The following is a 20,882-nucleotide window of genomic DNA, read 5'->3' on the forward strand; positions in this document are numbered from 1 at the left end:
CCGGTTATGACCGATCTGTCCGTGGCAAGCACCGCCAAGCGCACCACCTTCGACGTGGACGCGATTCGCCGGGATTTCCCGATCCTGTCCCAGCAGGTAAACGGAAAGCCCCTGGTGTATCTGGACAACGGTGCGTCGGCCCAGAAGCCGGAGGCTGTGCTGGATGCCATGGATCGGTATTACCGTGAGATGCACTCCAACGTCCATCGGGGCGCCCATACGCTGGGAGACCGTGCGACCTCCGCCTTCGAGGGTGCCCGCGAGACAGTTCGAAACTTCCTGAACGCCGAAAGCACCCGGGAAATTATCTGGACCCGCGGCACGACCGAGGCCATCAACCTGGTTGCCAACGGCCTCGCCCCGCGCCTGAAGGCTGGCGACGAGATCCTGGTGAGCCACATGGAACACCACGCCAACATCGTGCCCTGGCAGATGATTGCCGAGCGCACGGGTGCGAAAGTGGTGCCTGTTCAGGTGACACCGGAAGGCGAGCTGGACCTCGAGTCCTTCACCAGCCTGCTCAATGAGAAGACCCGGGTGCTGGCAATCACCCACGTTTCCAACGTTCTTGGCACGGTGAACCCGGTGGCGGCCCTGATTGAACAGGCCAAGGCCCACGGCATCATCACCCTGGTGGACGGGGCCCAGGCGGTACCTCATTACCAGCCGGACGTTCAGGCGCTGGGCTGCGACTTTTACGTGTTCTCATCGCACAAGCTGTTTGGCCCCACAGGTATTGGTGTGCTTTACGGTAAGGCCCAGTTGCTGGAGGAAATGCCTCCCTACCAGGGCGGTGGCGAGATGATCGAACGAGTGTCCTTTGAGCGAACCACCTGGAATACCCTGCCCTACAAATTCGAGGCAGGCACCCCGGCCATTGCCGAGGCAGTCGGACTGGGAGCCGCCATCGACTACCTGAACGGCCTGGATCGTTCCGCCATGGAAGCGGCCGAGACCGCCCTCCTTGAGCGGGCCAACCAGCTGGTGGAAACCGTACCCGGCATGGAGATTATCGGTACGGCAAAAAACAAAGTGCCGGTTATATCCTTTAAAATTGCGGGCCTGCACCCCAGTGATATAGGCACGCTGCTGGATCAGCAGGGAATCGCAATCCGCACGGGCCACCATTGCGCCATGCCGCTGATGGATTTCTATGGAGTTCCCGGTACAGCCAGGGCTTCATTCGCGTTCTACAATACTCTGGACGAGGTGGATACATTGTTTACCGCCCTGCAGAAAGTCCAGCGTCTGTTTGCCTGATGGAGGTGGAATTATGACAGCCGAAGTCTTCACCCCGACCGTCGCCGTCACCATGACGCCCAGCGCGGTCAAGCACGTGCGCAAACAGCTGGAGAAAAAGCCGGACGCCAAGGGCATTCGGCTGGCCATCAAGAAAAGTGGCTGCTCCGGCTTCAAATACGAAACCCAATGGGTGGAAGACACCGCCGCCGACGACAAGGTGTTTCACATTGATGGCGTCGATGTTTTCGTGAAAGAAGAGCATCTGCCGCTGGTGAACGGCATCGAGATCGATTTTGTGACGGAGGGCGTGAACTCCATGTTCCAGTTCCGCAATCCGAACGCCACCGCAGAGTGCGGTTGCGGCGAGAGTTTTACCGTCGCGTAATCCGATATAAAGATTGAAAAGAGCGAGGCCCGAACAGGCATGCAAGAACGGGAAGTGGTCCTGACCAAACGCGAGGTGGAAGCCCGCCTTGTTCCTTCCGGAACCGAAATCATGATTCCGTCGGACACCTTTGTGACCATCACGCAGTCACTGGGTGGCACCTTTACGGTCGCTGTTAACGGTAACCTTGCCCGGATTGAAGGCCACAATGCCGACGCGCTCGGCAAGAAACCCCTGGAAAGCAGCTTCGAAACCCCGGAAGACGGCACCGTCAACGAAAACCAGGTCTGGGAAGCCATGCAGAACTGCTACGATCCGGAAATTCCGGTGAACGTGGTGGATCTGGGCCTGATTTACGAGTGCAGGATTGAAAATGGCACCGAAGACGGCAACCATGTGTACGTGCTGATGACCCTGACTGCCGCCGGCTGCGGCATGGGCCCGGTGATAACCGAAGATGTGAAAACCAAGCTCGAGCATGTGCCCAATGTGGACAAGGTGACCGTTGAACTGACCTTCGATCCGCCCTGGAGCAACGAAATGCTCACCGACGAAGCCAAACTCGAACTGGGAATGCTGTAAATGACTGCCAGTGAACAGGACTTTCTGAACAACCCCCTGGGTAAAGACACCACCCTGGATGACGTTCTCGATGGCTTCGAGCTGCTGGACGACTGGGAAGAGCGCTACGCTTTTATCATTGATCTGGGCAAGCAGCTTCCTGCGTTTCCCGAAGAATCCCGGGTTGAAGAAAACTATGTTCATGGCTGCCAGAGCCAGGTCTGGCTGATTCATCACTACGATGAAGACAGTGGCCGGCTGTACCTGTTGATTGACTCCGACGCCATGATTGTTCGTGGACTGGCTGCCATCATCCTGGTCGCCCTTAACGGCAAAACCCCGAGGGACCTGCTGGCCACGGACATTGATGAGTTGTTCGAGCAGCTGGACCTGTTCCGGCACATTTCCCCGACCCGCGGCAACGGGCTCAGGGCGATGGTTGGCAAGATCCGCGACATTGCGGCCGCCGAGGTGGCCAACGCCAGCAACTGATGCCCGTCGGCCCTACCAGATAATCGCTATATCATCTCTCTGGATATTCACGATGCCGCCCAGTTGCGGCATGGTACCCCGACTGAAATGCGGCTGAACTTTTTCGAGAGTCACTGACAAGTCGCTGTCTTGCAACTCTGGTGAGTCATCTGGTGATTCCAGGTAGCGCTTGCTGCGATAGATCTTCAACTCATCACCCGGTCTGAGGCCTGCTGTAGCCCCGGATTCCAGCGTTACAGAAAAGTCGTCTACCCGCGCAATTCTGGTCATGAAGGGCTGACACGCCAATGCATCCGTTACTGCCATCGCCATGTCTGCGATAACATCCTCGACAGCCTGGCCGTAGGCGGTTTTCTGGAAGCCGGCAGAACCGAACCCTGCTGAACTGCCAGGCCCGGCATCCCAGTCGGCTGCGGCTTCAAATCTCTGACGATAGACCGGCGCACCACTGAAACCGTCGAAGATAACGAGATCAGCCGCAAACCGGCGCCGTTGATCTACTGCCCCGATGCCCCGCTGCATTTTATCCAGCACGGAGGTGCCCCACGCTGACGGATCCGCAACGCCAAGATCCCGGATAACGCCTGTCACTACGAACTGAACGCCCATTTCACGGGCCAGTTCCAGTACATTGGTCAATCGATTGTCGCCCTGTTGTACCGTAGGCGCGTTCAGCAGATCCGTGAACATCCGTGAGGTTGTCGCACCAAAGACCTGCAATCCGCCCTGAGCCACCAACCGCTGCTGGAGTTGTTGCGGCAAGATTTCGCCGGCGTCATCAATCCGCCCGACTCTGGCCTGGTCCGGATACAAGACAGGAAACCCGGTCACTGCGACGCGCTTTTTCAGGCGTCCGGAATCTCCAGATCCACACTGGCTGCGACTCTCGCTGATATCGCCCCGGACAATCACCCGCAACAGATTGCCACTCTGGTACTCATCAATTACCCGCACATTCCGGGCTCTGGCGCTTGACGCCAGATCCATCCGTGACTCAGTGATCACGCCGTTTTTCATGGTGTCGTGCGTGCTAACCCTGGCTTCATACTGCAGGGAAAGGTCCCGGATTGCGGCCTTGCGGGCCTCGGCCCGGGCGGCTTCCAGGTTGCCATTATGGATATTGGCGTGGCCCACGCCTTCCAGAACCACCGCATGGGCGGCAGAAACCACGAAGAGCGCCAGAGCTCCGAGCACAGCCAGTGACAGCAAGCGTTTCATAATTCTCGATACTCCCTACACTCTCTATACTCTCGATCAATCAAGGTAATACAGGGAATCCACGCCTTTGCTCTGCACATCGCCCACGCTGTCATTTTCCTGCGGCATGGGAATCGGGCAGAGATCCCGCACCTGATCATCAGCAACCTTGGCCACACAGGCCCGGAAACGTGGCTCGAGCTTCAGTTCCATTACCGTTTCGAAGACACCGTCGCTGTGCTCGTTGACCGCGACCAATTTGGCGCCGCGAATGTAGCTGTCCACGTAGGTTCTGAAGGTGTCATTGCGCAGCACAAAATCATTAACGGTGGAACTGCCGTACACGACGGTACCGTAGACCCGTTCAACGAGATTCCGGTAGGCGTCCAGCTGGGAGGCCCGCCGGGCCATCAGACGTTTGCGGGTATTTGAACGGTCGGCCGCAACATCCTCATAGGTACCCAGACCGCTCACCCGCACAGTAATTGGCTCCAGCATCGTATCCTGGCGGGACTGGTTGCCGTTATCCCCCTGATAACTGCCAACCGGCGCACAAGCAGCCACCGTTGTTGCCAGCAGAGGCATAAGTATCCAGCGAAGGTTCATTGCGTGTCTCCAGAAAACGTCATTTCCGGTTTTCCATGAAAAAACTACGCCAGTTTTTCTAACTGCCTGATATTCCGATCAACAACTCCCAACCGCATTATTTTGCAATCCCTATGCGGCAAAAAACTGCCTCTGTTTACACATCAAAAACAAACCGTTACCCCATGCGTCATGAGCTGGATAAGGTTCTGCCTTACCCTTTCAGGTACGTAACATCTATTTTGCCTTTTTACCTGACAGGATTCTTCATGACCGGATATCGCCTGACCAAACTTTCTCTGGCTATTGGTCTTTCCATTGCCACCAGTTCTGCACTGGCCAGCCCGCAGTCGTTTATGTCTGCCCGCTCTTTTGCCATGGGTGGCACTGGCGTCGCTGTAGCAACACCATCATCAGCGCCGATGGATAACCCGGCGATGATGGCCTCCGATCACCACAGCTGGAACGATGATTTTGGGTTGATGCTGCCCTCGGTGAATGCTCGCGCAGCGGATGAGGAAGAAACAGTTGACCAGGTGGATGATATCCAGGATGTAATCACTGATCTTGAATCGCTGGTTTCCGGTTTTGATCCCAATACCGACGACCCACAAAGTATTCAGGACGGCGCCGCCGATCTCAGCGACCGTTTGACCGAATTCGACAGGGACACCATGCGAGTGAACGCCGGTCTGGGGCTGGGCCTGGCTGTGCCGGGACAATCTCTGGCTGTCGGCGTGTTTACCAATGCAAACCTGACAGCAACCGTTCGTGGTGACGTGTCCGATCAGGATATTACCGCACTGAATGCGATTGCCACTGCAGCAACGGCCCAGGACGTTCAGAATGCCGTCGACCAGATCAGTACGAATGGCACCCTGAACCTGACATCACAAGGAAAAATACTGGCATCCGCCGTCGGGGAAGTGGGCATCAGCTTCGCACGGGCTTTTGAGCTACAGGATGGCAACAGCTTCCAGCTTGGCCTGTCGCCGAAATACGTGGAGCTGCGCACCTTCCAGTACACGGAAGCGGTTTCCGGTTTCGAAGATGACGAATTCGACGATGACCAGTATCAGACTGAAAAGAGCGGCTTCAACCTCGACGTGGGCGCAGCCTACAGCTTTGGTGATTCCAACCAGTGGAACACCGGAATTGTCGTTAAAAACCTGATCCCCATGGAGCTCGACTCCGCTGCGAGCCGGCCTTTGCTCGGAGAGGAAGTTCGCACATTAAAGCTGGACCCGATGGTTACAGCGGGCATCGCGCACAAGAGCGAATACCACGTTATCACCGCGGAAGTGGACCTGACCAAAAAGGAAGCCTTTGGCTTTGAGGACGACACCCAGTGGGCAGCCCTTGGCGCCGAATTCGACGCCTTCCGTTACGCCCAGTTGCGGGTGGGTGTTCGCCACAACCTGGCCAGCAACGATGACAACGACGGCATTGAAGAGAAAACCCAGTTCACGGCAGGTCTCGGACTGAACATTGTCGGCGTCCGCCTCGATATCGGCGCCCTGTACAGCGATGCAGATGCCGGTGCCGCCCTGGAGCTTGGCACCGCGTTCTGATGGAAAGCTGAAAGTGGGGTCCGATGAAGATTTCATCTGACCGCAAGCTCCAATCAAAGCCCGCCCGGGCAATCCGGGCGGGCTTTTTTATGGCCCTCATGCGTCACAGGTTTGCCTGCCCTGCCCGGGAACCGGATAATCCACCGACACACTCCCGAAAGGAATCAGCGATTTCATGCAGGCCTATCTGGTTGGCGGTGCCGTTCGTGACGAATTACTCGGCCTTGAGGTCAAGGACCGGGATTGGGTGGTGGTCGGCGCAACTCCAAGGGAAATGCTAGCCAACGGCTTCAAGCAGGTGGGTGCGGACTTCCCGGTATTTCTGCATCCCCGAACCCGGGAAGAATATGCCCTGGCTCGCACCGAACGGAAACAGGGTCGCGGCTACCACGGCTTCACTGTTTACAGCGCGCCCGACGTCACCCTTGAGCAGGATTTGAAGCGCCGGGACCTGACCATCAATGCGATGGCAAAAGCTGAAAACGGCGATCTGGTCGACCCCTTTGAAGGCCGCCGAGATATTGAAGATCGCAAGCTTCGGCATGTCTCGGAGGCCTTCGCCGAGGACCCCCTGAGAATTCTGCGCACCGCCCGGTTCGCAGCCCGCTTTCACCCGCTGGGATTTTCCGTGTGCGACCAGACCATGGCCCTGATGAAGCGCATGGTGGATAGCGGAGAAGTAGACCACCTGGTGCCCGAACGGGTCTGGCAAGAATTCCAGCGGGCGCTGCATGAACAGGCGCCCGAGGCCTTTTTCGAAGTTCTTCGTGACTGCGGCGCCCTTGAGGTTCTTATTCCAGAATTAGCTTCGGAAAAAGTTTTTCAACTCGCGATGGCGGCACTTGGCTGCGTCCACCGCCGCTTGCACGCCGAGACGGAGGAGCGTTTTGCGGCCCTGCTCTCCCCACTGGATGCCCCTGTTGCAAAGGACCGGGCCAAAGCCCTAAAGGCACCCAATGACTGTCAGAATCTGGCGCGACTGGTTACTGCCTTCACACCCCAGATCCGGGACATTGATGCGCAACGCCCGGAAGCCGAAACGCTTCTGGACCTGCTCGACCAGGCGGACGTCTGGCGCCGCCCGGAACGTTTTTCGCAACTCACGAAGGTGCTCGAGTGCGCCTTGCCGGGCGATTCCCTCACACTGGACCTGCTGCGAACCGCTTCGGAAGCGGCGACCGGCGTTGAGCCGAGAACCCTCCTGGCGCAAGGGTATAAAGGCAAGGAACTGGGCAACGCGATCCGCACCGAGCGCCTGAAACGCATCGGCGACGCCGTCGCCCCGACCAACCACTGAGGAGGCACCATGCCGTCCACAACGCCTGTTGCCCTGATCACCGGCGCAGCCCACCGCCTTGGCGCACAGACAGCCCGGACACTTCACGAAAGAGGCTGGAACCTGGTGATTCACTACCGGAGCCGGGAAGAGCAGGCGAACTCACTGATTGCGCAGATGAACCGCGAACGGCCAGACTCCGCCTGCGCCCTCCGGGCAGATTTGAGCCAGTTGGCTGGAGTCGATCAGCTGGCCAGTGACGCCGTCGCGCAGTGGGGCCGACTGGACGCACTGGTGAACAATGCGTCGGTCTTCTACCCCACCCCGACCGCAGACGCCACCGAAGACGACTGGGACACGATCCTGAACACCAACCTGAGGGCCCCATTTTTCCTGCTCCAGAAATGTCTTGCCGAACTTCGACGAAACCGCGGCAGCGTCGTAAATCTGATCGATATTTACAGCGAAAGGCCCATCGATGATCACCCGCTGTACTGCGCCACCAAGGCCGGCCTGGCTGCGCTGACACGCTCCTGGGCGAAAGACCTGGCGCCGGACGTGCGCGTGAACGGCGTATCGCCAGGCGCAATCCTGTGGCCAGAGGGCGAAGCCGAGATGGACCAATCCGCCCAACAGGCAATTCTCCAGAAGACGCCACTGGCCCGCACCGGCAACCCCGACGATATTTCCAAAACCATTGCGTTCCTGATCTGCGATGCGCCCTTTATCACCGGTCAAATCATCTCTGTTGATGGCGGTCGAAGCCTGAACATGTAGCTCCCTCTGCCCGCTCAAGGCCTGTTCTTTGGCCGGGCGCCGCTTTCCGGATACAATGCCGGCAGTTTTCAATCCTGCACGCGTCGGCTCACGGCCCGCGCGCGCCAATGATCCGGAGAATTCCCATGCGTGATGTCGTTATTGTTGCCGCCCGCCGTACTGCTATCGGAACCTTTGGCGGAGGTCTCTCCAGCCTGAGCGCAGACCAGTTGGGAACCGCTGTGATCAAGGCGATCCTTGAAGAAACCGGTGTAGCCGGCGACCAGATCAACGAGGTGGTGCTGGGCCAGGTGCTTACCGCCGGTTGCGGCCAGAACCCGGCTCGCCAGTCTGCCATCAACGCGGGCATTCCTGCCTCGGTGCCCGCCATGACCATCAACAAGGTCTGCGGCTCCGGCCTGAAAGCGGTTCACATGGCGGTGCAGGCCATCCGGTGTGGCGACGCCGAGATGATGATCGCCGGTGGCCAGGAGAGCATGAGCCAGGCGCCCCATGTGCTGCCCAACAGCCGGAATGGCCAGCGGATGGGCAACTGGTCCATGGTGGACACCATGATCAAGGACGGCCTTTGGGACGCCTTCAACGATTACCACATGGGCATCACGGCCGAGAACATCGTCGAGAAATACGGCATCAGCCGGGACGAGCAGGACGAGTTTGCAGCGGCGTCCCAGCAGAAGGCCGCCGCCGCTCGCGAAGCCGGCTATTTCGATGGCCAGATTGTTCCGGTCTCCATTCCCCAGCGTAAGGGCGACCCGATAGTCGTTGACCGCGATGAAGGTCCTCGCGACGGCGTCACTGCCGAGGGGCTTGGCAAACTCCGTGCGGCCTTCAAGAAAGACGGCACCGTTACCGCCGGCAACGCCTCATCCCTCAACGATGGCGCCGCAGCCGTGATGGTCTGCAGTGCCGAGAAAGCGGAAGAACTGGGGCTGACTCCGATTGCCACCATCAAGGCTTACGCTAACGCAGGCGTGGACCCGACGATTATGGGTACCGGCCCGATCCCGGCCAGCCAGCGGTGTCTGAAGCTTGCAGGCTGGAGCACGGAGGATCTGGATCTGGTGGAAGCCAACGAAGCCTTCGCAGCCCAGGCCATTTCTGTGAATCGCGACATGGGCTGGGACACCGGCAAGGTTAACGTGAACGGCGGTGCCATTGCCCTGGGCCACCCCATCGGCGCATCCGGCTGCCGCATTCTGGTCTCCCTGCTGCATGAAATGGTTCGCCGCGATGTTCACAAGGGCCTGGCCACACTGTGCATCGGAGGCGGCATGGGCGTTGCCCTGGCCGTCGAGCGCTAAGCTTCATGCTCCACGTTGTGCTGTACGAGCCGGAGATACCGCCGAACACCGGCAATATCATCCGGCTCTGCGCCAACACCGGCTGCCAGCTGCATCTGATCGAACCTCTGGGTTTTAACCTGGAAGACAAGCAAATGCGGCGGGCCGGGCTGGATTACAGCGAGTACGCCACGGTCAAGATCCACAGGAACTACCAGGACTTCCTGGCCAGCGAGCAGCCCGGGCGCCTGTTCGGGCTGACCACCAAGGGCAGCACCCACTACCACCAAGTGACCTACCAGGACGGCGACTACCTGATGTTTGGTCCAGAAACCCGCGGCCTTCCAGGTGATGTCCGCGAGGGTTTGGTGCCCGAGCACCGCCTGCGGGTTCCAATGCAACCGGAAAGCCGGAGCCTGAATCTCTCCAACACCGCAGCCCTGGTGGTTTACGAGGCTTGGCGGCAGCTGGGATTCCAGGGCGCGGTGTAAGCGCTGGATGGCCCTGTTCGGGCTGGCACAACCATTGGGTAGCCTTCCTCCAGTTCAACTACTCTCGCCGTGAAGCCGTAGACGGTTTCCAACAGTTCAGGCGTAAGCACTTCACGCGCCGAGCCTTCATGAACAAGTCGGCCCTCCCTCATCAACAGCAGGCGATCTGCAAATTGGGCCGCCAGGTTAAGATCGTGGACAACCGCCAGGACCGCCATACCTTCTGCCTTGGCCAGACGTCGAACCAGATCCAGCACCAATTGCTGATGGGCCGGATCCAGAGCGGCAGTGCATTCGTCCAGCAGCAATAGCCTGTCTCCTGGGCTGTCGATAATCTGGGCCAGCACCCGTGCCAGTTGCAACCGCTGCTGCTCACCACCGGACAGTCCGGGAACCAGCCGATATCTCAGGTGGGCAATATCCAACTCTTCCATCAGTCGATCTACCGTCGGGTCACTGCCACCCCGAGCGGTCCCGGGGCGACCCAGCTGTACCACTTCCTCGACCGTCAACGGAAAATTAACCTCCACCCGCTGGGGCATGACCGCTCGCTGACGGGCCAGCCGCTCCGGGCGCCATTTCCCGAGTTCTTGGCCGGAAAGCGTCACGCTGCCGCCATAGGGAAGATCACCACTGATCGCCCTGAGCAGAGTCGACTTGCCAGCACCGTTCGGGCCCAGGAGCATCAACACTTCTCCTGCCTCGAGGTGGCAATCAATGCCATGGACAATCCGGGAACGCTCGAGAGAGACACTGACGTTGTTAATGCAAAGAACCATCAGATCACCTTTGTTCTCAAAAGCAGCGCAAGAAAGAAGGGACCGCCGATCAGAGCCATCATCAGGCCTATGGGCAGTTCCGCCGGTGCTACCACCATCCTTGCCAGGGAATCCGCGGCCACCAGAAGGGTGCCGCCCACAAGGGCACTGAGGGGTAACACCACCCGGTGACTGGCACCAAGTAGCTGGCGTACGAGGTGTGGCACCACCAGGCCGACAAACCCGATCAGTCCACTGACCGCAACAGCAGCTCCCACGCCCAGGCCAACCACCAGGATCGCGGCTTTCTTGACGGTATCGGTGCGATAGCCCAGGTGCCCGACGACGGATTCTCCCAGCAGGAATGCATCCAGCGGACGGGCCAGCCAGGGGGCGGCCAATAATGCCAACAGCATGAACGGAGAGCCCACCAGCAGATCATCCCAGCCGGCGTGGCCGAGACTGCCCATGGTCCAGAAGGTCAAGGAACGCAGCTCTTCGTCGTTAGCATAGAAGGTCAGCAACCCTGTGGCCGCGCCAGCTATGGCGTTAATCGCAATACCGGCGAGTAACAGGGTTGCTACCGCTGTTTGTCCCGACTTGTTGGCAACGCGCCAGGCCAGCAGAACCGTGCCACTGCCGCCAAGAAAGGCGGCAATGGGCAAAGCCCACTCGCCGGTCATGGCCAACCAGCCACCCAGCCAGGTATTCCCCAGCACGATCACCGCAATGGCCGCCAGTGAAGCGCCGGCGGATACCCCGATCAGCCCCGGGTCGGCCAGAGGGTTGCGAAACAGTCCCTGCAGCAGGGCACCGGAGACTGCCAGCACCGCTCCAACCAGAAAGCCGAGCAGGAATCTCGGCATTCGCACTTCCAGCAGCACCATGGACGCCACCGGATCGTTCGCTTCCCGACCAGTTATCACGCTCAGGATATCCCCGAATGCCAGCGGGTAAGCGCCACTGGTAACAGACACCAGAGCAACAAGCGCGGCGGCCAGTAATGCGACCACCAGTGATGGCCCAAAACCGAAGCGCCCCGCGGCATCAAGAATCATTGGCTGCCACTTGCGAAGGGTCAGGCAATACACTGTTCATTGCGGCCATGGCGTCAGGCAGCCTCGGGCCGAAACCCAGCAGCATCATGCCGTCCGCCACCAGCCGGCGACCGCTCTGCCAGGCATCGAGATGCTCCACCTCCGGCCAGGAATCGATCATGAACTGGCCCGGCGTGGATTCAGCAATCACAATGGCATCCGGTCGGGAAGCGAGGATGGCCTCCCGGTTCGCCGGCTTGTAGCCCTGGATCCCCGACACGGCATTGACCGCGCCGACAGCGTCCAGCAATGCTGAGGCAGAGGTCCCTTCCCCCGCCAGCATCACGGAATGATTTCCGGCAGCGAGAATGAATAGCACCGTGGGCGGCTTTTCCCGGTTTGCCGATGCCTGCTGAATACGGTCGATCTTCGACCGGAGTTCCGAGGCGAGGACTTCTGCCTTTTCCTCCTCACCTAGCAATTCCCCCACAGTCACAATCCGCTTCAGCGCAGCCTCCGGCGTCCGTGCCGACGGCAGCTTCTCGATCTGAACACCGGCCCTGGCCAGGCGCTCCAGATTTTCCTCCGGAGCGGCCTGCTCGGAGGTAATCAGCAGATCCGGCTTCAGGGCCAGCACCCCTTCAAAAGGCAATGCCCGCAGGTAGCCAATTTTGGGCAGGGACTCGGTCTGTGCCGGATACCCGCTGGTGGTGTCCACACCTACCAGCAGGGACTCCAGGCCCAGTCCGTACACAATCTCGGTGATTGCTCCGTCAGCCGTCACAACCCGCGGCGAATCCGCCGCCTGGGCGGTAGACGCGAAAGCGGTAGCCAACAGGAGGCACGCAAGAACCCTGGATATCATGACAAAGCCTCCAGGGTCGCCGCCTGCTCCCGCCAGAGTTCGGATTCGGGGATGCCGGGCTTGCGCTCGCCAAACACGGTCAACACCAGCTCACCGTCGGCATTGAAGGCCTCCACTGACGTGATAATGCCATCTGCGGAGGGACGCCGGACCAGCCACCAACACCGGATAGATTCGGTATTGGCATGGAGGTTGAAACCGCTGTCCAGAACGTTCATCCAGGGACCGGTGCGGCGCAGATTGGCCACCTTGCCTGTGAATATCTGCACGATGCCGGGATTGCCCACGAAGAACATGGCCGGGCATTGATTATCCCGAAGCAGCTCCAGTAGCCGGTCCAGCACGTCGCCTTCGGTACGCTCAAGCTCGGTAGCCCATTCGCCTCTCAGGAGCTCCAGCGCCGTCAGCCGATCGGTGCCGGCCCGTTTCAGAAGCGCACCGAAATGATGGACATCCTTGAGCTCACACCAGCCTTGGCGAAGAACCTCTGTTTTGACCGCCTCTGGCGCCACCCGCTGCGGAACTGGGCGCGCGCCCTGAGGCTTGAACGGCCTCAGCTCTTGATCGGCGAAGGAATGGATCAGGCGCTCCCATGCGTCGCCATCGGTATCGGCAACCCTGTAGATCTTGTGGACCGCAGCCCCGTACTGATCGAAGAACTGCAGACTCTCCCTTAACCCGGAGCGAACCTTTTCCTGCACCCGGTAGCCATAGGCCCAGTGTTTGAAAAAGACCCGGATATCGATTTCACCAACGGCCAGCCCCATGGCCCCGGACCTGCCACTGGTGAAATCCTTGAAGGTGCCGGTCACTTCATGAACCACCTCGTTGTTGCGGCTCAGAATCATCACCGGCCCGACGTCTTCAAGGGCCTTGAGAAGATCCGCGAAACTGTCCTTGAGAGGAATCAGTTCGTCGCCGCCACGCAGCAGAACCAGCTCCATTTCGCTGACACCCAGCTTATCCGCCATCTGGCGGATCCTCATGTTTGGCTCTGCTTCTTGCAGTGTCTGCCAGCGCGCTGCCAGTGAATCGGCTGCCGTGCCTGTTGCCATCGCTGTCTGTTGCATGGGTTTACTCCTGCGCCTGCTGGGGTTCAACGGGCAGCCAACTTACCGTAGGCTGGCCACTGGTTCCGTTCTGGTCGTAGTAGCCGACAATCTGCAGCGCCCAGACCGTGGACTGAGGATCATCGGTATCCGCTTTGATCAGGAAGGTCCGGAAGTTCGGCCAGATCTTGTGTTGATTGGTCAGGTTGTAGGCATACCAGGTGTTATCCGTGAATACGCCGCCGGTCGAGTCGGTGTTGTAGATCTGGGGAACGCCCGGATCGCTGTCATTGCCGGCAAGTTCGCTCCACGTCATCTGGTCAGAGGCGCCGCCACTGCCGTTACCGGATACCCCGCTGTTGGATTTCAGGTACCAGTCGCGACCGGAGAAACCGACCTGGACATCCCAGACCTCGCTGGAAGCGCAATCGACTGCGGATGCCGAGTCAAAATCGAAACATGCGTCGCCGCCGTCGTAGCCTGTGGGCGTCGTGAACGAAATGGGTGTGGGACTGAATTGCGACGCGCCTGAAGCCTGCACGTTAAACTCGAATGTGAAACCTTCGATGCCCTGGCCCTTGCGGGTGGGGAAATTGAAGTCGACAACCCGCATTCGGGCGTAGCTGTCGCCCTCGGCAGAGCGCACCAGGTAGCCCACATCAGCCTTTTCGGAGATGATCCCTGTAGCGGAATCGTACTGGGACCAGGCGTCAGAGGCGCCGAACGCGCTGGCGAATTCGTCTGCTTGCCAGCTTGCCGGTTCCTCAAGGATACCCAACAAATGCTCTTCCTCGGAAATGGCGGTCGCGTTGGTGAACACATTCGCGTCGGGATCACCGTTGCCGTCGTAGAAATCGTCCTGGGCAACGGACAGGGCGCCGACAACGCGGCCACTTCCGGAGGCACCGCTGTTCACCTTGAAGTTCAAACGGTTGGCAGCGATGTGCCAGTCGTCGTCTTCTTCCACCATCGCTCCGGTTTCCAGATTCAGGTAGACCGTCTCTGTTGCCGCGGGCATCAACTGCTCGGAAAAGCTGCTGACATCAGTCGCATCGTCCTCTGCAATGGAGTTGTCACTGCCTCCGCCACAGGCCGTCAAAGCCAGGGCAGCCAGCACAATGGCCGGGGGTCTGGTATCGAAAAGATCCATGGATATCTCCTTCATATGGTTTTTTGGTGGTCAGGCATCATTCGCCAAAGGAAACTGTGAGCCCGGCGTAGAGGAAGCGCCCGGCGACTGGTCTGAAATCTTCACTGGCATTGGAAAAGTCGCGCTGCTCGTCGGTGATGTTGTCGGCACCGGCAAACAGTCGGAGCTGGTCCGAGAACTGGTAATTCAGCTTCAGATCGGCCGTGGTATACCCCGGAGATTTGGTTCCTGCGGCAGCATCCACGAATTCTTCACTCTGGTAGCGAAGCCGCGCGCCCCAGGACAGGCCGGCCAGCAAAAGTGGTCCGTCCAGCCCAAGACGCGCCTGGTGCCTCGGGCGACGGTTCAGCTCATTGCCTGTTGCTACCTCTTCGGTTCGGGTCAGGGTATAGCCGGCGGTAAGCCGCCAGTGCTGGGAAGGCTCCCAGCCAGCCGTGGTTTCGAATCCCCAGGTCCTCGCCTCGGCGAGATTTTCGTAGGAGAAAACCTGAACGCCGTCGTTCCGCGCCCGGGTAGCCTCAGCATCCGGTGAGGTCTGGATCAGTTGCTCGATGTCATTAAGGAAGGCGTTCACTTCCAGCCATGCAGTCCGGTTCCAGGACAGCCCTCCCCCAAACTGGTAGCTGACGGATTCTTCCGGTTGCAGATCCGGCGTTCCTTGCACGATGTAGCCAAGCTGGCTGTGGTCAAAGGTGAAGTACCTTTCCTTCAGATTCGGCACCCGGTATCCGGCGCCAACGCCACCACGCAGGAAGCCCGTCAGCGAATCCGTCCGGACCAGGTCGTAGCGTGCATTGATCTTGGGTGCTGTGTAGGTTCCGAAGTCGGAGTCATTCTGGAACCGGACGCCGGGCACCAGCTCAAGATGTTCAGTGGGCATCCAGGTGTCCTGAACCCAGGCTTCCTGGCTTTCACGCTGCCGACGAGGTTCCGCGCCGAGTTCGGAAGCGCCATCTTTGGTCTGCTCGAGGGTTTCACGGTTGAAATCAACGCCACCCTGCAGGTGGTGAGTGAACCCCACCGGCTTGCCCAGATGAGCCGAAAAACGGGACAGCGTGGATTCGGCACGACGGTCATCAAAGACCCCGCTGCCGGTATACTTCAAGGTATCGTCGTTCAGGACCTCGTGGACGGCAGACCAACCGGCACGCAGATCCGAATTCCGACCATGATCCCCGGCCAACGTATAGCGGGTACGGGTGACTGTTTCATCCTTGCCCTGATTGATAACAAAAGGCGGATTGCGCTCGGTGAATCGTGACCCGGACTCCTCCTCGAACCGGGCGACCGCAGCGCTCAGTTGATGGTTGGCGTTCGGAGACCAGTCGGTGCGGAAGCTGAGATCGGTCCGATCGTATTCATCACCCGGCCGGGCCCAGGTGTCCGGCTCCGGATCGATGCCATCGGAATGCTGGTGAGATGCAGAAAGACGCAGGGCAAGCTGTTCACTACCTCCCTGGACCGTGGCTCGGGCCGAATATCGCGCAGGGTCGGCTTCATCGCCCGAGGGATTCTGCTCACCATAGGTACCACCATCCGTGGTAAATTGGCCGGAAAGCCCGGAAGCCGGCGGACGGGTGATGATATTAACCACGCCACCGATACCGGAGCTGCCATACTGGGCAGAGACAGCGCCCTTGACCACTTCCACCCGCTCGATATCGAGCACGGCCAACTGGCTGACGTCCACCGTCGATCCGGTGGTGGCCGTCATTGGCATACCATCGATCAGAACCAACACACGATCAGATTCAATTCCCTGGAGCCAGACCTCGTATCCGGGCTTGCCGTGGATTTCGCGAAGCTGCAATCCCGGGACGTTTTCCAGAGCCTCTTTCAGGTTGCGAGCGTGGGTTTTCTCAAGCTCTTCGACGGTAACCACTTCCGTTCGGACCGGCGTGTCCAGCAACTTTCGCTCGCTGCGGGTTCCGGTCACAACAAGTTCGTTCAAGTAGCCGGTTGGCTGGCTGTCAGCGATCGCGTCGCCAGAGGCCAGAACCGCCAGAGAAAGACAAAACAGAGACAGATGAGATTTTCGTGAATACATGGAGCAACCAAACGACAGATATTTAATGCGAACGATTATCGTTTGATTTTAGATTTATATCAATGCCTCACCCGGAATTTTTGTATAGGCACAAAAAAACCGGCCGGAGCCGGTTTTTCTATTTCTGCTTGATCTGCCGCAGATCAGTGAGTCTGCTGTTCTTCGCTTGCCTCACCAGCAGCTTCTTCCTGCTTGCGCTTGAGCGCCTGGGCATAGATGGCGTCGAAGTTCACCGGCGCCAGCATCAGGGCCGGGAAGCTGCCCTTGCTCACAATACCGTCGATCGCTTCGCGCGCATACGGGAACAGGATGGTCGGGCAGTAGGCGCCCAGCATCTGGCCCAGCTGCTGGCCTTCGATGCCCTGAACCAGGAACACGCCGCCCTGCTGGATCTCGACGATGTAGGCTACCTTTTCACCCACTTTCGCGGTGACGGTCAGGGAAAGCACAACTTCATACTGGTTGTCGCTGACCTTGTTGTGAGACGTATTCAGATCCAGATTCACCTGCGGCTTCCACTGCTCCTGAAATACCAGCGGAGAGTTGGGTGACTCAAAAGACAGGTCCTTCACATAGATGCGCTGAAGGGCAAACTGGGGTTGGTTCTGGTTGTCACTGCCTGCTGCGGCTTGCTGATTCTCAGCCATTTTCAATCCTTTCGTTCTCGATCATGGGCTCGGGGCCCGTTGTTATGGGATGTTATGAAGTGTGCTGCCGGGACATTCTACGTTGGCGCCGGGCCGGCTTATGTGAAACAGTGCGGCAGAATGATCTTCAGATCAAGGGCCGCTCTATTTCTTCACCAGCGGAAGATTGCTGGCTTTCCAGTCGGCAACACCGCCGTTCAGGCGAACCACATTGCTGAAGCCTTCCGCGTTCAGCTGTTTAACCGCCATGGCAGAATGCTGGCCCATCTTGTCGGCAACGATGATCTGTTTGTCCTTGAACTTGCTCAGCTCACCAACCCGGCTCTTCAGGCTGTTCAGGGGAATGTTGATCGAGCCGGTAATGCGGCCCTCACCAAACTCCTTGCGGTCCCGGATGTCGACTACAACGGCTTCATCCTTGTTGATCAGATTGACCGCACCCTGGGCCGAGATCTTGGCACCGCCACGACGGGACTCCAGAATGAGAATGGCAACCAGGAATGCCACGAACAGCGACACAAGAATGTAGTGGTTAACGACAAATTCAAACAACCGGTCCATGAATTTACCCTGATAATGAGTTTGGCGGAATTATACACAGCCTGCTCCCCGGACAGAAGGTGACGAAAGTGGCCAGTAAATGCGAAAATAGATAAACTTCGTTTTCGTTTTAGTAAATTTACTAACATTTTACTTCCGGACTTAATGATGACTGCAATGCGCAAGCCGACTGCACTGATTATCCTGGACGGCTGGGGCCATCGCGACCCGGCTGAAGACAATGCCATCAGCAACGCCAGCACCCCGTTCTGGGACAAACTCTGGCAAAACCAGCCCAAAACCCTGATCAATACATCGGGCATGTTTGTCGGGCTGCCGCAGGGGCAAATGGGTAACTCGGAAGTTGGCCACATGAACCTGGGCGCAGGGCGCGTGGTCTATCAAAGCCTTACTCGTATCGACAAAGATCTGGAAGAAGGCACTTTCCAGCAGAACGAAGTACTCTGCTCAGCGATCGACAAGGCTGTTCAGAGCGGCCGAGCCGTTCATCTCATGGGTCTGATGTCGCCCGGTGGTGTACACAGCCACGAAGACCACATTATTGCCGCTGCCGAACTTGCCGCCGCACGTGGCGCGAAGGAAGTTTACATCCACGCCTTCCTCGATGGCCGCGACATGCCGCCCCGCAGCGCAAAACCATCCCTGGAGAAGGCCGCGGCCAAACTGAAGAGCCTCGGCGTCGGCCGCGTTGCCTCGATTGTGGGCCGCTACTATGCCATGGATCGCGACAACCGCTGGGACCGCGTGGAAGCGGCCTATAATCTGATGACCCAGGGCACCGCGGAGTTCACTGCGGCCGATCCGATATCCGGGCTGGAACAGGCTTATGAGCGCGGGGAAAACGACGAGTTTGTAACGCCAACCCGGATCCACGCTCCGGGCGAGCCCGAGGGAACGATCAACGATGGTGACACGGTGCTGTTCATGAATTTCCGTGCCGACCGTGCCCGGGAAATGACCCGCACCTTTGTGGAGAAGGACTTCGACGGATTCGAGCGCAAGAAGCACCCGGAACTGGCCGACTTCGTGATGCTGACCGAGTACGCGGCGGACATCAAAACTTCCTGCGCGTACCCGCCCGAGCAGCTCACCAATGGCCTTGGTGAATATATGGCGAAGCAGGGCAAGACCCAGTTGCGCATCGCCGAAACCGAGAAATACGCCCACGTAACCTTCTTTTTCAATGGCGGCCTGGAAACACCGTTCGACGGTGAAGAGCGCATTCTTGTGCCCTCGCCCAAGGTGGCGACCTACGATCTGCAGCCCGAAATGAGCGCACCAGAGGTAACCGACAAGCTGGTGGAAGCGATCAAGAGCGGCAAGTACGATCTGGTTGTTTGCAATTACGCCAACGGCGACATGGTTGGTCACACGGGCAAGCTGGACGCTGCAATCAAGGCGGCCGAATGCCTGGACGAATGCGTGAAACGCGTTGTCGAGGCCCTGGATGAGGTAGGCGGCGAAGCTCTGATCACGGCTGACCACGGCAACTGCGAACAGATGACCGATCCGAATTCAGGCCAGGTTCACACTGCCCACACCATCGGCCCGGTGCCGCTGGTATACACCGGCCACCGCAAAGTTGTGTTGAAGAACGACGGCAGCCTGAGCGACGTTGCACCCTCTTTGCTCGCCCTGATGGGAATGGAGCAACCGAAGGAAATGACCGGGCACAGCCTGGTTGAGATCGGCTGATCCGGGAACGGAACCAACCCTTGCAACTCCACGCGATTCTGGCGCTCGCCCTCCTTCTGGGCGCAGCGCCGGCAACAGCCCAGCAGGATGTAACCCCGGCTCAGATCGAGGAACTCAAGGAACGCATTGAGGACATCGACGACTGGCTGGAGGACGCCGAAGAGGACCGCTCCTCCCTGGAGCGGCAACTTGCCGCGACCGAAAAGAATATCAGCCGCCTGACCCGTGAACGCCGCTCCCTGCGCCAGCAGGCCGAACAGCAGCAGCAGAGGCTCCGTGAACTGGAAAGCGAGGCGCAGGAGCTCACCCAAACCCTTGACCGCCAGCGGGAGAGTCTCAAAAAGCAGATCCGCGCCGCCTGGATGGAAGGCGATGCGCCAGCCGTAAAGGTACTGCTTAACGAAATTGATCCGGACAAGATCGCCCGGACCATGACCTACTACGAATACCTCAGCAAGGACACAGTCGACCGCCTGGAGGCGTTCAGACAAAGCCTGCAAGAACTCAGAAGCACACAGGCTGCCGTGCAATCAACCCGGGTTGAACTGGCCAGAACTGAGGAAAACGTCGCCAAACGCCAGCAGGAACTGACAGCATCGAGGAAGGAGCGCCAACAGACACTGGCCGCCCTCAATGCCGACATCCAGAACCGGCGCAGCGAGCGGGAAGAACTGGAATCCGACCGCAAACGGCTTGAAAACCTGCTGGCAGAAGTGCAGCAGGCGATCAACAACATCCCCTCACCCAATGAATCCCAGCCCTTCGCCTCATTACGTAACAAACTGCCCTGGCCCGTAAAGGGACAGGTCCTGAGTCGCTACGGAGAGCGCTATGCCGACGGCAAACTCCGTCGCAACGGCCTGCTGATAGGCACCGGGGACGAAGCGGAGATCCGTGCCATACACTATGGCCGGGTGGTGTTTGCCAACTGGCTTCGGGGCTTTGGCCTGATCACCATCATCGACCACGGCGACGGCTACATGACCCTGTACGGCCACAGCAGCAGCCTGTTTACCAGCCCAGGCGACTGGGTGGCTGCCGGCGAACCCATTGCCCAGGCGGGCCGTACCGGCGGCACAGATTCCCCGGCGCTCTACTTTGAAGTCCGGCACAATGGTAAACCCGACAACCCTGGCCGATGGCTGGCAAACTGAGAGCCCCCGGGAGGGCTGACAAACGCCGCAGGTAACGCCATACTGTCCGGAGTCAGGGA

General features: G+C 59.0%; 21 protein-coding genes. 11 read left to right on the plus strand and 10 right to left on the minus strand.

The features are described 5' to 3' along the window. Positions 1 to 6 precede the first annotated feature (6 nt). The 4 genes from HP15_RS14805 to HP15_RS14820 are packed head-to-tail and all read left to right on the plus strand — an operon-like array spanning position 7 to position 2,680. Positions 7 to 1,260, plus strand: a complete 1,254-nt coding sequence (locus HP15_RS14805; RefSeq protein WP_014578230.1) for an aminotransferase class V-fold PLP-dependent enzyme — start codon at positions 7 to 9, stop codon at positions 1,258 to 1,260. Positions 1,261 to 1,273: 13 nt separating this feature from the next. Continuing rightward, complete coding sequence (locus tag HP15_RS14810) at positions 1,274 to 1,627, plus strand: HesB/IscA family protein (protein WP_008169339.1); 354 nt, start codon at positions 1,274 to 1,276, stop codon at positions 1,625 to 1,627. A 39-nt stretch (positions 1,628 to 1,666) separates the two neighbouring features. Next, positions 1,667 to 2,209, plus strand: a complete 543-nt coding sequence (gene sufT, locus HP15_RS14815; RefSeq protein WP_008169336.1) for a putative Fe-S cluster assembly protein SufT — start codon at positions 1,667 to 1,669, stop codon at positions 2,207 to 2,209. After that, complete coding sequence (locus tag HP15_RS14820) at positions 2,210 to 2,680, plus strand: SufE family protein (RefSeq protein ID WP_008169334.1); 471 nt, start codon at positions 2,210 to 2,212, stop codon at positions 2,678 to 2,680. It abuts the gene before it with no gap. Between the two features lie 12 nt (positions 2,681 to 2,692). Here the strand turns inward: HP15_RS14820 and HP15_RS14825 are convergent, their stop codons facing one another. Together HP15_RS14825 and HP15_RS14830 are read right to left on the minus strand one after the other, a co-directional pair. Continuing rightward, entirely contained in the window at positions 2,693 to 3,898 is a 1,206-nt protein-coding gene (locus HP15_RS14825; RefSeq protein ID WP_014578231.1) for a flagellar assembly protein T N-terminal domain-containing protein, read from the minus strand. Between the two features lie 36 nt (positions 3,899 to 3,934). Further along, positions 3,935 to 4,483, minus strand: a complete 549-nt coding sequence (locus HP15_RS14830) for an LPP20 family lipoprotein (RefSeq protein ID WP_014578232.1) — start codon at positions 4,481 to 4,483, stop codon at positions 3,935 to 3,937. Between the two features lie 248 nt (positions 4,484 to 4,731). On the opposite strand from HP15_RS14830, the gene traF reads away from it, so the two are divergent. From traF to trmL, 5 genes are all read left to right on the plus strand, one after another. Beyond that, a complete protein-coding gene (gene traF / locus HP15_RS14835; protein ID WP_008169329.1) occupies positions 4,732 to 6,033 on the plus strand; it encodes a conjugal transfer protein TraF in 1,302 nt (433 codons plus the stop codon). A 175-nt stretch (positions 6,034 to 6,208) separates the two neighbouring features. Then, positions 6,209 to 7,330: a CCA-adding protein gene (locus tag HP15_RS14840; protein ID WP_014578234.1), complete on the plus strand. Its 1,122-nt coding sequence runs from the start codon at positions 6,209 to 6,211 to the stop codon at positions 7,328 to 7,330. 9 nt (positions 7,331 to 7,339) lie between these two features. After that, positions 7,340 to 8,086 carry a pteridine reductase gene (locus HP15_RS14845; RefSeq protein WP_014578235.1) on the plus strand — a complete coding sequence of 249 codons (747 nt, stop codon included), beginning with the start codon at positions 7,340 to 7,342 and terminating at the stop codon, positions 8,084 to 8,086. Between the two features lie 125 nt (positions 8,087 to 8,211). Then, positions 8,212 to 9,390 (plus strand): acetyl-CoA C-acetyltransferase, encoded by a 1,179-nt coding sequence (locus HP15_RS14850; RefSeq protein WP_041645570.1) that lies wholly within the window; start codon positions 8,212 to 8,214, stop codon positions 9,388 to 9,390. Between the two features lie 5 nt (positions 9,391 to 9,395). After that, positions 9,396 to 9,860, plus strand: a complete 465-nt coding sequence (trmL, locus tag HP15_RS14855; protein WP_041645572.1) for a tRNA (uridine(34)/cytosine(34)/5-carboxymethylaminomethyluridine(34)-2'-O)-methyltransferase TrmL — start codon at positions 9,396 to 9,398, stop codon at positions 9,858 to 9,860. Here the strand turns inward: trmL and HP15_RS14860 are convergent. From HP15_RS14860 to HP15_RS14895, 8 genes are all read right to left on the minus strand, one after another. Next, positions 9,818 to 10,639: a heme ABC transporter ATP-binding protein gene (locus HP15_RS14860; protein WP_014578237.1), complete on the minus strand. Its 822-nt coding sequence runs from the start codon at positions 10,637 to 10,639 to the stop codon at positions 9,818 to 9,820. The genes trmL and HP15_RS14860 overlap by 43 nt on opposite strands. After that, complete coding sequence (locus HP15_RS14865; RefSeq protein ID WP_014578238.1) at positions 10,639 to 11,676, minus strand: FecCD family ABC transporter permease; 1,038 nt, start codon at positions 11,674 to 11,676, stop codon at positions 10,639 to 10,641. The genes HP15_RS14860 and HP15_RS14865 overlap by 1 nt, the downstream gene beginning before the upstream one ends. After that, positions 11,666 to 12,520 (minus strand): heme/hemin ABC transporter substrate-binding protein, encoded by an 855-nt coding sequence (locus HP15_RS14870; protein WP_081449844.1) that lies wholly within the window; start codon positions 12,518 to 12,520, stop codon positions 11,666 to 11,668. The genes HP15_RS14865 and HP15_RS14870 overlap by 11 nt, the downstream gene beginning before the upstream one ends. Continuing rightward, on the minus strand, positions 12,517 to 13,590 hold the full coding sequence (locus HP15_RS14875) for a hemin-degrading factor (protein WP_014578240.1): 1,074 nt from the start codon (positions 13,588 to 13,590) through the stop codon (positions 12,517 to 12,519). The genes HP15_RS14870 and HP15_RS14875 overlap by 4 nt, the downstream gene beginning before the upstream one ends. 4 nt (positions 13,591 to 13,594) lie before the next feature. Next, a complete protein-coding gene (locus tag HP15_RS14880; RefSeq protein ID WP_041645574.1) occupies positions 13,595 to 14,719 on the minus strand; it encodes an HmuY family protein in 1,125 nt (374 codons plus the stop codon). A gap of 37 nt (positions 14,720 to 14,756) precedes the next feature. Continuing rightward, positions 14,757 to 16,766, minus strand: coding sequence for a TonB-dependent receptor plug domain-containing protein (locus tag HP15_RS14885; protein WP_014578242.1), 2,010 nt, complete (start codon positions 16,764 to 16,766; stop codon positions 14,757 to 14,759). 143 nt (positions 16,767 to 16,909) lie between these two features. Beyond that, the gene (gene secB / locus HP15_RS14890) at positions 16,910 to 17,413 is read right to left on the minus strand and encodes a protein-export chaperone SecB (protein ID WP_008169324.1); all 504 of its coding nucleotides are present in this window, start codon (positions 17,411 to 17,413) and stop codon (positions 16,910 to 16,912) included. Between the two features lie 144 nt (positions 17,414 to 17,557). Then, a complete protein-coding gene (locus tag HP15_RS14895) occupies positions 17,558 to 17,974 on the minus strand; it encodes a rhodanese-like domain-containing protein (protein WP_008169323.1) in 417 nt (138 codons plus the stop codon). A gap of 147 nt (positions 17,975 to 18,121) precedes the next feature. Here HP15_RS14895 and gpmM point away from each other — a divergent pair, with 147 nt between their 5' ends. Both gpmM and HP15_RS14905 read left to right on the plus strand, forming a co-directional pair. Continuing rightward, positions 18,122 to 19,669, plus strand: coding sequence for a 2,3-bisphosphoglycerate-independent phosphoglycerate mutase (gene gpmM / locus HP15_RS14900; protein WP_041645575.1), 1,548 nt, complete (start codon positions 18,122 to 18,124; stop codon positions 19,667 to 19,669). A gap of 20 nt (positions 19,670 to 19,689) precedes the next feature. Next, a complete protein-coding gene (locus tag HP15_RS14905) occupies positions 19,690 to 20,823 on the plus strand; it encodes a murein hydrolase activator EnvC family protein (protein ID WP_014578244.1) in 1,134 nt (377 codons plus the stop codon). Positions 20,824 to 20,882: the final 59 nt, after the last annotated feature.

Origin of the sequence: Marinobacter adhaerens HP15, from assembly GCF_000166295.1 — a bacterium.
Lineage (GTDB): Bacteria > Pseudomonadota > Gammaproteobacteria > Pseudomonadales > Oleiphilaceae > Marinobacter > Marinobacter adhaerens.